The following is a 12,782-nucleotide window of genomic DNA, read 5'->3' as shown; positions in this document are numbered from 1 at the left end:
TTTTGGAGTTACTGCGTGTACACATCTTCGGGATCTTTTTTAATTAATAAAACCGATTGTCATTTCGAAACGAGGTACGAGTGAGAAATCTTATACGCCCTGCTCTGAACCATGCATAGTTGCATAGCATATCGCCGAAGATTTTTCGCTATCGCTCAAGAAATAGTTTCTCCTCACTCAAGCGCTCATCCCCACCCGGTTCGTTCGGAAATGACAATTTTCTTTTATTAAAAAGTTATATACACGCGCAATACCTTTGGTGAGGGCAGCGAGATACCTTCTTTAAAACAAAAAAGGCCCCAAATGTTCTTTGGAGCCTTTTAATAATTCAAATTATTTTATTTAAGATGTTTTTTTCCAAAGTCAACTATCACAGGTGTTGCCACGCAGATAGATGAGTATGTACCGAAAATAACACCGATTAATAACGCGAACGAGAAGCCTTTGATTACATCGCCACCAAATATGAACAATACGATCAATACAAATATCACAGTTAAAGCAGTGATAATGGTACGGCTTAATGTGCTGTTGATAGCGCGGTTAATAACCTCTTCCTGTTTTTCATCTTTTGATTGGTGCTCAAGAAACTCACGGATCCTGTCAAACACTACCACGGTATCATTAATAGAGTAACCGATAACCGTTAGGATAGCCGCGATGAACGCCTGGTCGATATCCAGTGAGAAAGGTAATATTCCTCTGAATAATGAGAAGAACGAAAGTACCAACAGGGCATCATGCGCTGTTGCTACCATTGCACCTAAGCTAAACTGCCATTTGCGGAAACGAATAAGGATATATGCAGAGATTACAAATATGGCAAACAATACGGTATAAACAGCCGAGGTTTTTAACTCATCGGCAATTGTTGCGCTTACTTTAGCTCCACCCAAAATATCACTATCGGCAATTTTAGTTTCTGCTTTAGTACCCAAAGCCTCAACAAGCGTGCTTCGTACTTTAGCATCGGCTGCTGTAGTGTTTTCTTTAATCAGGTAGTTGGTAGTGATACTCATTTTATCAGTACCCAATGTTTTAACCTCGGTACCACGACCTAAAGTTGCATCAATAGCATCATGGATCTTGCCGGTGGTAACTGTTTTGTTAGGGAACTTAACGATATAATTACGGCCGCCTTCAAAATCAACACCATAACTAAACCCGCGGACAAAAATTGATATTAAGCCGGCAGTGATAAACAAACCAGAGAAAATGTAAAACTTGAAACGGTTTTTTACGAACGCATAGTTTGCATTTTTAAAGGTGTGTGAACTCCATGGGTTGCTGAATTTAACATCCCAGCCTTTTTCAAGCATCCACTCAAATATAACCCTTGAGATCAGTAACGAACAGAACAATGAAGTAATGATACCGATCATCAATGTAGTAGCGAAACCTTGTATCGGGCCGGATCCGAAGATGAACAGGATTAAACCAGTTAAGAAGGTACTGATCTGTGAATCGAGGATAGATGGTAACGCGTGTTTAAAACCGTCGGCTACGGCTATCTTTAATGATTTACCTAAAGCAAGCTCTTCACGCACGCGCTCATATACCAATACGTTGGCATCAACCGCAATACCCAGGGTGAGCACTATACCAGCCATACCTGGCAAGGTTAATACCGCGCCTAAGCTGGTTAAAACCCCCATCAGGAAAAAGATGTTAATAATTACCGCAACCACCGCTACAGTACCTGCACGGTTGTAATAAGCAACCATGAATATCAGTACCACAACTAAACCCAGGATACATGAGGTAACACCCGCGTTGATTGCTTCCTGGCCTAAGGACGGACCTACAACTTCTTCGGATACGATGTGGGCCGGAGCAGGTAAACGACCGGCCTTTAACACATTGGCTAAATCTTTTGTATCTTCTATCTGAAAGTTTCCTGATATAGAGGATACACCGCCAGAAATTTCGTTTTGAACGTTAGGGGCAGAGTATACGTTATCATCAAGAACAATAGCGATAGCTCTTTTGTTGGTTGCAGCAGATGCCTCGGCAGTAATTGTACGCCATTTTTGTGCACCATCAGAGTTCATGGTCATTTGCACATCAGGGCTTCCCTTTTGATCCATGTCAGGGCGGGCATCGGTAATTACGTCACCTTCCAATACCGGGCCATTACTGGCACCGCTTAATTTAATTGCATATAAAGGAAAAATCTTGGTTTTGGCATCTTTTACAGGCTTTACATCCCAAAGGAATTTGATGTTACGTGGAATAGCCGATTTCGCCAACGCGCTGTGAAGGTATGAATTAACCTTGGCGGTATCTTTTAATGCAGCATAACCAACAACCGGGCCGTAACCTAATTGCGGCTGACCGCTTTGATCGCGACCAACGTTGGGTTCCAACACCGCGAACAATGGGTGTAACGCTGCCTGTTGCGTTTTACTGCTTAATGCTGCAGCCGAAGTATCTTTTTCTGCATTTTTTTGAACCTTGCTCAATAATGATCCTGCTTTGGCAGCGGTATCAGTTTTAGCCGTTGCTTTAGCTTTTGACGAATCGACTTTTAATGTTTTGTTTTTAGCAGCAAGCAGGTTATCAATACTACCAAGGTATTGGTAAGCTTCAGTGTTATCAAAAGTTTGATAAAACTCCAGCTTTGCCGTTCCTGATAGTAATTTACGAACACGATCTGGTTCTTTAACACCAGGAAGTTCAATCAGGATGCGGTTTGAGCTTGCTTCCAGCTGAATGTTAGGCTGGGTTACACCAAACTGGTTGATACGGGTGTTTAATACCGTGAATGATTGTTTTACCGCGGTATTGGCCAGATCTTTCAAATAAGATTCAACTTCGCTGTTTGACGCGTTGAACTTTAAATGATCCTGGTTGTCTTTTGTTGAAAAGATAGTCGCCAGTTTACCATCAGGGTTTAGTTTCTCATACTCGCTTACAAATAACGCGATGTAATCTTTCTGACTGGTTTTTGCATCTGCCTGTAATTTGTCGGCATTTGCCAAAGCCTGGTTGAATACAACATCCGGATTGTTGTTAGCAATTTTACGCACCAACTCGTCTAACTGAATTTGCATGGTAACGTTCATACCACCTTTAAGGTCGAGACCCAGTGCAAGTTCTCTTTGCTTTACGTAAGCATAAGTGTGTTTAAATAACGGATATACCGGTTGTGTAGACATTGAGTCCAGGTAAGCCTTTTCTTTATCTGTGCTTCCCTTTGCGTATGCCTTGGCATCACTCTCAACCTTTTGGGCCACCCATGTAAATGACAGCTGGTATAAGCATACAACTGCCAGCAGAATGGCGAAAAATTTAATAACCCCTTTACCTTGCATCGAATTTGTAATATGTAATTAATTAGTTTATAAGCTATTTTTAATAAGACGGCAAATCTAATAAAATTTCGCAAGCACAAAATTTTAAATTAAAACAAATTGATGACAAAAAATGTTAGCTCCGCTCAAGCGTAATAAACGAATAGTGGTATTTGTTTTTTTCATCCGGTTCAAAATCTTCCCGTTCTTTTTCCTCCCACTCCTTTGGGTCAAGTTTGGGGAAAAAAGTATCGCCATCAAAGTCCTGGTCAACCCGCGTCAGGTAGATGCGGTTGGTTAAATGTAAAGCTTGCCTGTAGATCTCGGCACCGCCAACAATAAATACTTCTTCCTCACCGGCACAAAGTGCTAAAGCAGCTTCAATGGAGCTAACCACCTCGCAGCCCTCAATAGTGATTGGCTGACGTGTCACCACGATATTGCGGCGCTTTGGCAGGGGCTTACCAACCGAATCAAAGGTCTTGCGCCCCATGATCACTGTATGGCCGGTTGTTACCTCCTTAAAATGCTTTAAGTCGTTAGGCAGGTACCAGAGTAATTTGTTGTCTTTACCGATGGCGTTGTTTTTGGCGATGGCTACGATGATTGATGTTGTCATTGTTGTTAATCTGAACCGGAATTCATCGAATTAAAGAATTTTTTGAATTCAGGCTGTTAAATATTCATAAAACGTCACTGCGAGTTTCCACCAGGATGATCCTGGAAAAAACAGTAATGACTTGTAGGGCTTAACCCAAGCAATCGGCTTTGCATGCTGGCAACGACTCACCCCGGCTACGCTTTGCTGGCCGACCCTCTCTTCAACTTCGTTGGAAAGAGGGTTTAAACATTTTTTTTATTTCAAATCCCCTCTATGCGCGAAGCGGAGAGAGGGGTGACAAGCGCAGCGATGTCGGGGTGAGTCGGCTCGCCGCCATGCTGAAACATCATTTCAGTTTATAGAATCATTAAAATATGTGCTGATAATCAGTGCTTTAAAAACACGTCGTTATAAGGCACGAAGCAATCCCTAACGATACAGAGCGGATCTGCTTATCGGGGGTTGCTTCGTGCCTCGCAATGACGCGTGGTGTTTGTTTTGTAAGATTAGTGAAATTTTGATACTTCTTTAATTCGGAAAATTCTGGTTCATGTATTAGTTTGAAGCAAATCATCCTTTTGTTTTTTCGGAAAGCCACAATTTTATACCGTCAAAATTCAATTCTCCCTTGCTGGCGGAAATTGTCATGTCGTATTTTTCATCTTCAGAAGCAATAATATCCAATCCATTTTCAAGAAGAGTTAACCTGAGTAAGGTATAAGCGGTTCGTTTATTGCCATCAAGAAAAGGATGATTAATGATGATACTTTCAAAAACAGCTGCGGCTTTATCAATGGCTTCGGGATACAGGTCCTGGCCATCAAATGTTGCCAGTGGACGCGCTATTGCAGCTTCTAATCCTCCCTGGTCTCTTATCCCTTTAATGCCTCCAAATTTTTCAATTAAAATATTGTGAATTTGCAGGGTTGTTTGAAAATCGATCATTGAGCAAGCCTTTGCAATAAACTTTTATCTTCAGAAAGGATCTTTCGTAAATTATTGGCAAGTTTTACCTGCCCGGGTGATTGTGTCTGCAATTCTTTTACAAAATCTAAAATATCCTGCAACACGGTTTCCGGTACCTGGTCAAGTACTTTTTGTATTTCGTTTTTTATCTGGACAGAGGTCATGATCAAATTTACAAAATTTTAAAATAACAACAACAAGCGCTATACCGCCACAGCTGCTTTAATATGCGGCCATGGATCATAGTTCTCTAAAGTGAAATCTTCGAACTTAAACGCGAAGATGTCTTTTACCTCCGGGTTAATCTTCATGGTTGGCAGCGGCCTCGGCTCGCGGCTTAGTTGCAGGTTGGCCTGGTCCATGTGGTTATTGTACAGGTGGGCATCGCCAAAAGTGTGGATAAAGTCGCCATAGTCAAGGTCGCATACCTGCGCCATCATCATGGTAAGCAGCGCGTATGACGCGATGTTGAAAGGTACACCCAAAAATATATCCGCACTACGCTGATATAACTGGCAGGACAACTTGCCCTTCAGCTCCCCCTTCAGCGGGTTAGGGGGCTCCACATAAAACTGAAACAAGCTATGGCAGGGCGGCAGGGCCATCTGGTTTACATCGGCAACGTTCCAGGCGGATACTATCATGCGGCGCGAGTCGGGATTGTTTTTAATCTGGTTAACCACCTGCGTTATCTGGTCGATGTGGCCGCCATCGGGTTTTGGCCAGCTGCGCCACTGGTATCCGTAAACCGGACCAAGGTTTCCTTCGGCATCAGCCCATTCGTCCCAGATTCGTACGCCATTTTCTTTGAGGTAGCTGATGTTGGTATCGCCGCTCAAAAACCATATCAGCTCATGGATGATTGATTTGAGGTGCAGCTTTTTGGTGGTCACCATCGGGAAACCATCTTTCAGATCGAAACGCATCTGGTAGCCAAACACACTTACGGTACCGGTTCCTGTCCTGTCGTGCTTTTGCGCGCCGGTTTCCATCACATGTTTCATCAGGTCGAGATACTGTTTCATTTTGTTGGTTGATTAAGTGAATGGTTGATTGGGTGAGTAGTTGGATTGATCAGGGTAAGAAGAGACCAATGAACCAGTGAACCAATGAACGATTTCGGAACAAAGAAAAATAATCTAATTTTGGTATCCTAACAGATGTGTAAAAATACAAGCAGTGTTAGTTTTTTATTATGATCCTTTTTCCAAATGCAAAAATAAACATTGGCCTCAATATTACCGAACGTCGCCCTGATGGTTATCATAATCTCGAAACCATTTTTTATCCCATCAACTTAAAAGATGCGCTGGAAGTGGTAGCGGGCGATAAGCTGAACTTTACTTCATCGGGCCTTGGCATACCAGGCAGGATAGAGGATAATCTTTGTGTTAAAGGCTACCACATGTTGAAAAAGGATTTTGACCTGCCACCGGTAAATATCCACCTGCACAAAAATATTCCGATAGGTGCTGGCCTGGGCGGCGGATCTGCCGATGCCGCATTTTTTATCAGGTTGATGAACGAAGAGTTTAAACTTGATTTGTCCATTGATGAGATGACCGGCTATGCCCGCCGCCTTGGCGCCGACTGTGCTTTCTTCATCGAAAACAAACCTGTTTACGCTTTTGAAAGGGGCGATGAATTTGAGCCAGTCAAACTCGATCTGTCGGCCTACAAAATTGTATTGGTAATGCCCGATATTCATATCTCCACTTCCGAAGCTTTTGGCGGGATAAAACCAGCCCCGGTAAAAGACTCTTTACTGGAGCTGATCACCGAACCGATAACCGAATGGAAGAAGCATATCAAAAATGATTTCGAAATATCAATCTTCAAAAATCACGCAGAGATCCGCGGTGTTAAGGCAGCCCTTTACCAGGCCGGTGCTATTTACGCCAGTATGAGCGGGAGCGGAGCATCAGTGTTTGGGATATTCAGTGAAACGCCGGATGTTAAATATTTAGAATCCTCAAACCAGGTATTCTATTTGTAATTGGGATTTGGGATGTTCGATTTCGGATTTATTTTGATTTGGAGATTGCAAGATTTATCAATCCCAAATTCATCAAATCAAAAAATAAAAATTCCGAAATCGAACATCCCAAATCCGAAATCGAAATCAAACACCCGCATCCTCACTCACACCTCTGCCGAAACCTTCTACCCAATCCCTGTCGCCAAGGCCTTTTGCAATGGCGGTTAATAAGCGGCTGTGTACGGCGTTTACCAGCGGCATGGGTGTCTCGCTTGTCTGCGATAGTTTAAATGCCAGGCGCGCGTCCTTATAGCCTAATTTTGCCTTGAAGCCTACCGGTTCATATTGCTTGTTGGCAATAAGCCTCCCATAGTTTTGGTAAACGGGGGCGTTGAACAATGTTGATCCAAAAAAGTTGGCTACCTGCACACGGTCAAGGCCGTTCTTTTCGGCAAGGGTAAAGGCCTCTGCCATCATTTCCATCGAAGCCATTATCATGAAGTTGCCGGCTATTTTCAATACGTTGGCGCTGCCAACATTTTCACCAAAATCAAATATGCCCTGCCCCAGGCTATCAAGCACCGGTTTGGCTGCATCTTTTGAAAACTGATCGCCGGATACGCAGATAAAAAGTTTCCTGGCCGCCGCCGCTTCAGGCCTGCCGAATACCGGCGCGGCAAGGTAATAGCTGCCAGTTTCTTTATGCGCCTTTGCCAGTTGCTCTGCGGTGTCTGGCGAGATGGTGCTCATGGATATGTGCACAGCATTTGGCTGTAGCGTTTTTAAAATTCCGTCGTCGCCTGTAACCGATTCTCGCAGCGCCTCATCTTCTGATAGCATGCTCACCACAATGGGTACGCCCGCAGCGGCATCAGCCGGGGTTTGGCATTTGGTGATGTGGGCCGCGCCAAGCTCGTCGGCTTTTGAAAGGGTGCGGTTGTAAACCTGTAAATGGTAGCCTGCGCTGATGAGGTTTTTGGCCATCTGGGTACCCATGTTGCCAAGGCCCATAAATCCGATTTTGTTTTCCATTGTGTTAGCTGATGTAGTCTCTGTCTTCGTCACTTAGTGTATTGTTGTCTTCTTTGTTGTGGATGTTGTCATGATAGCCGCCGATATCGTATTTGGCCTTTTTAGGGCGGCCAACCAGGAAGCCTAAAATAAAACCGATCACTGTCATTGTGATCATGATGGTTAGTTTGGAGATTCTGAAATTCATGAACAAAAATGCAAATGTAACCTCGTCGGTATTTTGGACGAACGCTGTTGTAAGCAAAATTGTGATGACAATTATGGTGATGGTTTTTATGCTCATGGTGATTTGATTTAACAGTTAATACAATATGCGGTTTTTAAATGTTTATTAAAAATGGTTTTGAGTGATTTCGGAATCCGGGTTTTGGAATCCGGATTTATTTTGATTTTGGGATCCGGATTTTAAACTTCGGATTTAATCCGGTTCCGGATTTTTTCCTCTTGTTAAAATCATTTGAAATTATGCTCATGAAATCCGACTTGTTTTTGGAGCGCGAAAATAATTGAAGAGGGTTGGCCGGATTTTAATCTCAATTTCTTAAAAATAATTTTCTCAGCAAATCGCCATAAGCCCGACATTATATTCTCCTCTCCGTAATTTTAAAACTCAAAAACCTGCCGGATTTTTCTTTGACGAGAATCAAAATTTTCGCTCTCATTTTTCTTCGCTGTATACAAACCGGGCAACTGCCTGCATTTAATTTAAACTCTCATTTTTTGGTTCGGTACACTTTGTAATTACAATTGGTGCTGATAGCACTAAAGTATTTTTTGCTTAGATAACATGTTGTAAGTGTCTCATTTATAGTGTTATAAATAGATCATTTAGGTATGTTATTTGATAGTGCTAATTTTTTTAGTTTTTTGCAATTTCAGTTAGATGTCTTTTGTTAAATTATCAGATGATATAAAGTACATAACTATTAGAATTTTAGGATAATATGAATTTTAATTAAATGAGTTTTTAAATTTTATTTATCAAGGCAAGCCTTATATATGTCATAAGTTGTGATTTTAAAGTATTGCTGAAAAAAATGTAGTTGATACACTAACTAAAAACCGGATTTTGGCGCTGTTAAACGCTGATGCATTTCAACGCATCAGAACACGCCCGAAAATTATAGTGGCTCACAGGGCTTAAAAGAGACTTGTTTTGCGGTGTGGTTTTATCCCCTACCCAGCCAATATTTTGATGCGGATATCACAAAGCAAGAGGTGGATTCCAGTAAATAGGAAAGGTTGATGGCAGCGCCAGGCGGTCAAAAAAATTACCACCTGGATGAGAGTTTGGAAAAAAAAGGAAATACTAAGCCCGGTTTCTGTGCCTCGAAATTTGTTTCTGCGCTACAGGGTACAGGAAGATTGTAGACAGGATGAGGACGGATCCTACCCAAAAACCGGCAGACATTTTGTTCATATCGCCAAAGAAAATAAACGCCATGATGATACCGTACACCGGCTCAAGGTTGGTGATAAGCGCCACCCGAAAGGCAGAAAGCTCGCGCATTACCGATACCCCGGCAACATAGGCAAGCGATGTGCATACGGTGCCAAGCAGTACCAGGTAGCCAATATCGGCTGGCTTTAGTATCATTTTTTCATTATATCCATTGGTGGCAAAAAGGTATATCGAGATCCAAAAAAATGCGCCGGTTAGTTCATAAAATGCAATGATGGGAGCTTCGCTTTTCTTTACAAAACGTGAATTAATAATGGCAAAAAGACTGGCGCAAACGGCGCTTACCAGGCCGGCTATGATACCCTTAGTGTATTGTGTTTCGAACTTAAAAATTAAAACTATGCCGCTGATGATTAATAAACCTGCCAAAATTTGAAGTTTTGAGATCTTCGTTTTGTTGATCAGTGGCTCAAAAATGGCCGTAAATAACGTAATGCTGGATAGGCAAACCAACGTTACCGGAACAGTTGAAAGCTTGATAGAAGCAAAGAAAAGGATCCAGTGACCGCCTACGAGGGCGCCTGTTAAAACCATTTTAAGCATGGTTTTGCGTTCAATTTTGAAGTCGGTTTTGCTGAATTTGAAGTACAGAAATAACGAAACAAAGGCTATAAGCACCCTGTACCACACTAATTGTACCGCAGAAATGGTGATTAGTTGGCCTAAAATGCCTGTAAATCCCCAAATAAATACGGTAAAATGGAGTATAATCAGGTTTTTATTCACATTTGTTTTACTTTTATCCACTATTTTGGGGCTTTTAAAAGTAAATAATAACCCAGTATACCAAATACAGTATTAGGAATCATAACTGTTAATAAGGGGGGCACCCCGCCTTTTATAGAAAATACGATAGAGAATTTCTCTAAAATTATGTAGGTAAAACAAAGCAAAATCCCTATCCCCAAGGGTAAGCCAACACCGCCGCGCACCTTACGTGAAGACAAAGCTACCCCCAATACCGTTAACACATAAGCCGATAAAGGGTACACAAAACGATGGAATTTTTCGTAATAAAGGTTATTTAAAACCTCGGGCCGGCGCAGTCTTTCCTTGTCAATATTCTTGTTCAGGTCATTTAATGACATGGCTGCATACACGTTATCATACACAATAAAATCTGTGGGGTGCATGTCTAAAACGGTATCTTTTTGGGCCGGGTTATGGATAAATTGCTCCTTCAAGCCGTTCACATATTTTACCGAATAATCCTTTAACGACCATATTTTCTTCACAGAATCATAGGTTACCTGTTGCGCTATGAGCTTCTCGCGTAGGGTATCGCCATTGAATTTCTCCATTATAAAAGTATAACCTGTATGGTTAGTGGGGTCATAGTTTGCCAGGTAAACAAAGGTGTGTTTATCTATTTGCATATGTACCTGGCTTTTGGTAGGGTCGTTATCTGTTATGCCATTGGCATTTTCAAAGTCGTTTTTTAAGCGATTTGTATACGGTATTAAGTACACATTGGCAAAAAACGATACAACAAATATAAAGGAGGCAGCTATAAAATAGGGTCGTAAAAAGCGGTTAAAGCTGGCTTTTCCACTTAAAATAGGTACAATTTCTGTTTGGTTGGCCATTTTGGCCGTAAAGAATATCACCGCCAGGAAATTGATAAGCGGCGAAAGTAAGTTCAGGTAAAAGGGAACAAAGCCGGCGTAGTACCTGAATATGATATCATGAAGTGTTGCATGTTTATTTGTAAAATTATCCAGCTTTTCTGATACATCAAACACAACCGATATCACCGCAAAAATTGCCATGGTGAACGCAAATGTGCCCAGGTATTTTTTGATGATAAACCTGTCGATAACCATCAGGTACCGGTTTATAAAAGTCCTCATCGGCAGATTAATTGTTTTTTAAAGCCATGGTTTATATTATGTAAGCAACGCTTTTTACGGTGCATTATTTGATCATCCTGTAATTATAATCGCTGGCCTAAACGACCCACCATCATGTTTTTCCAGGCATAAAACTCGCCGGCAATGATCTTTTTACGCGCTTCCTTAACCAGCCAAAGATAAAAATGCAGGTTGTGCAGGGTGGCAATTTGTGCCCCAAGCATCTCGCCCGAGTGGATCAGATGGCGTAAATAAGCCTTGCTATATTCCTTATCGGCAAACAAATCGCTGTCATCTTCAATGGCGCTAAAGTCGTTTTTCCACTTTTCATTCTTGATATTGATGATGCCGTTTTTGGTAAAAAGCATGCCGTTACGGGCATTACGGGTAGGCATAACGCAATCAAACATATCAATTCCTAACGCTATATTTTCAAGTATATTAACAGGAGTGCCTACGCCCATTAAATACCGGGGTTTTTGCTCGGGTAATATATTGCATACAATTTCGGTCGTGGCGTACATTTCTTCGGCAGGTTCGCCTACCGAAAGCCCGCCTATGGCATTGCCCTCACGCTCAAATGAAGCAATAACTTCGGCCGATTTCATACGCAGATCTTTATATACAGACCCCTGTACAATAGGGAAAAGCGTTTGGCTATAGCCGTATTTTGGTTCGGTATTGTCGAACCTGTCGCAGCAGCGTTTTAGCCAGCGATGGGTCATATCTATTGACCTTCGGGCGTAGCTATAGTCGCATGGGTAGGGGGTACATTCATCAAAAGCCATGATGATATCGGCCCCGATAATGCGCTGTATATCCATTACATTTTCGGGCGTAAACAGGTGTTTTGAACCATCAATGTGCGAGCGGAAGGTAACGCCTTCTTCCTTGATCTTGCGCACTTCGGTAAGGGAATATACCTGGTAACCGCCACTATCGGTTAAAATGGGGCCGTCCCAGCCGTTAAATTTGTGCAGGCCACCGGCGCTTTCCAGCGTGTTTAGGCCTGGGCGCAGGTATAAATGATAGGTGTTTCCTAAAATAATCTGCGCTTCTATATCCGTTTTAAGCTCGCGCTGATGCACTGCTTTTACTGTGCCGGCTGTACCAACAGGCATAAATATAGGGGTTTGTATGGTGCCGTGATCTGTAGTTATTTCACCTGCGCGGGCTTTTGAAAGCGGGTCTTGTGCTGTTAATTTAAATTTCATTTCGAAGGGRCAAAATTAACAAAAAAAAACTACCAGCCCCCTCTAAATCTCCCCCGGTTGGGGAGACTTTAACTATACTTTTTTTAAAGTTTTTCCGCTAATCAGCAGAAAGACTTAGGTGGGCTTAATCATCGGGACGTTCTTAACTTAATGACATTGGGGGAGGAGGCCCGCACCTTTATGTCAACTCATCTTCCCATCAATTCATTGAGCTTATGGTAGGTGTTTTCACACCGACCAGAGGCTAAACGGTTATCTCGAAACGGTTGTCCTGCCGCTCAAAATTAGTTTAAAAATCAAAGTCTGCCGTTCCGGGGGAGATATAGAGGGGGCTGGTTATTTATCCACACAAACCCCCTTCATCCTAAAAGTGTGGAAAAATACCT

At 42.2% G+C, this 12,782-nt stretch carries 11 protein-coding genes; 1 reads left to right on the top strand and 10 read right to left on the bottom strand.

Annotated elements, in window-relative coordinates; translation table 11 throughout:
- Positions 1-338: 338 nt before the first annotated feature.
- From secDF to AC1DO4_RS09420, 5 genes are all read right to left on the bottom strand, one after another.
- Positions 339-3,314, bottom strand: a complete 2,976-nt coding sequence (gene secDF / locus AC1DO4_RS09440) for a protein translocase subunit SecDF (RefSeq protein WP_477415142.1) — start codon at positions 3,312-3,314, stop codon at positions 339-341.
- A 115-nt stretch (positions 3,315-3,429) separates the two neighbouring features.
- Entirely contained in the window at positions 3,430-3,912 is a 483-nt protein-coding gene (locus tag AC1DO4_RS09435; RefSeq protein ID WP_477415140.1) for a dihydrofolate reductase, read from the bottom strand.
- A 552-nt stretch (positions 3,913-4,464) separates the two neighbouring features.
- Positions 4,465-4,839: a type II toxin-antitoxin system death-on-curing family toxin gene (locus AC1DO4_RS09430; RefSeq protein ID WP_477415138.1), complete on the bottom strand. Its 375-nt coding sequence runs from the start codon at positions 4,837-4,839 to the stop codon at positions 4,465-4,467.
- Positions 4,836-5,024 (bottom strand): hypothetical protein, encoded by a 189-nt coding sequence (locus AC1DO4_RS09425; RefSeq protein WP_477415136.1) that lies wholly within the window; start codon positions 5,022-5,024, stop codon positions 4,836-4,838. The genes AC1DO4_RS09430 and AC1DO4_RS09425 overlap by 4 nt, the downstream gene beginning before the upstream one ends.
- Before the next feature lie 39 nt (positions 5,025-5,063).
- On the bottom strand, positions 5,064-5,885 hold the full coding sequence (locus AC1DO4_RS09420) for a thymidylate synthase (protein ID WP_477415134.1): 822 nt from the start codon (positions 5,883-5,885) through the stop codon (positions 5,064-5,066).
- Positions 5,886-6,055: 170 nt separating this feature from the next.
- Between AC1DO4_RS09420 and ispE the strand changes: the two genes are divergently transcribed.
- Entirely contained in the window at positions 6,056-6,856 is an 801-nt protein-coding gene (gene ispE / locus AC1DO4_RS09415) for a 4-(cytidine 5'-diphospho)-2-C-methyl-D-erythritol kinase (protein ID WP_477415132.1), read from the top strand.
- Positions 6,857-6,982: 126 nt separating this feature from the next.
- On the opposite strand, the gene AC1DO4_RS09410 is transcribed toward ispE, so the two are convergent.
- From AC1DO4_RS09410 to tgt, 5 genes are all read right to left on the bottom strand, one after another.
- The gene (locus AC1DO4_RS09410; protein ID WP_477415130.1) at positions 6,983-7,870 is read right to left on the bottom strand and encodes an NAD(P)-dependent oxidoreductase; all 888 of its coding nucleotides are present in this window, start codon (positions 7,868-7,870) and stop codon (positions 6,983-6,985) included.
- A gap of 4 nt (positions 7,871-7,874) precedes the next feature.
- The gene (locus AC1DO4_RS09405) at positions 7,875-8,153 is read right to left on the bottom strand and encodes a LapA family protein (protein ID WP_477415128.1); all 279 of its coding nucleotides are present in this window, start codon (positions 8,151-8,153) and stop codon (positions 7,875-7,877) included.
- A 1,026-nt stretch (positions 8,154-9,179) separates the two neighbouring features.
- On the bottom strand, positions 9,180-10,079 hold the full coding sequence (locus AC1DO4_RS09400; RefSeq protein ID WP_477415126.1) for a DMT family transporter: 900 nt from the start codon (positions 10,077-10,079) through the stop codon (positions 9,180-9,182).
- The gene (locus tag AC1DO4_RS09395) at positions 10,079-11,182 is read right to left on the bottom strand and encodes an LptF/LptG family permease (protein WP_477415124.1); all 1,104 of its coding nucleotides are present in this window, start codon (positions 11,180-11,182) and stop codon (positions 10,079-10,081) included. Before AC1DO4_RS09395 ends, AC1DO4_RS09400 begins: the two co-directional genes overlap by 1 nt.
- 83 nt (positions 11,183-11,265) lie before the next feature.
- Complete coding sequence (gene tgt, locus AC1DO4_RS09390) at positions 11,266-12,396, bottom strand: tRNA guanosine(34) transglycosylase Tgt (RefSeq protein ID WP_477415122.1); 1,131 nt, start codon at positions 12,394-12,396, stop codon at positions 11,266-11,268.
- Positions 12,397-12,782 lie beyond the last annotated feature (386 nt).

Source organism: Mucilaginibacter sp. P5_A6, assembly GCF_056400585.1.
Note: the sequence above shows the minus strand (reverse complement) of the source record. Positions and strands in the feature narration are given on the sequence as shown.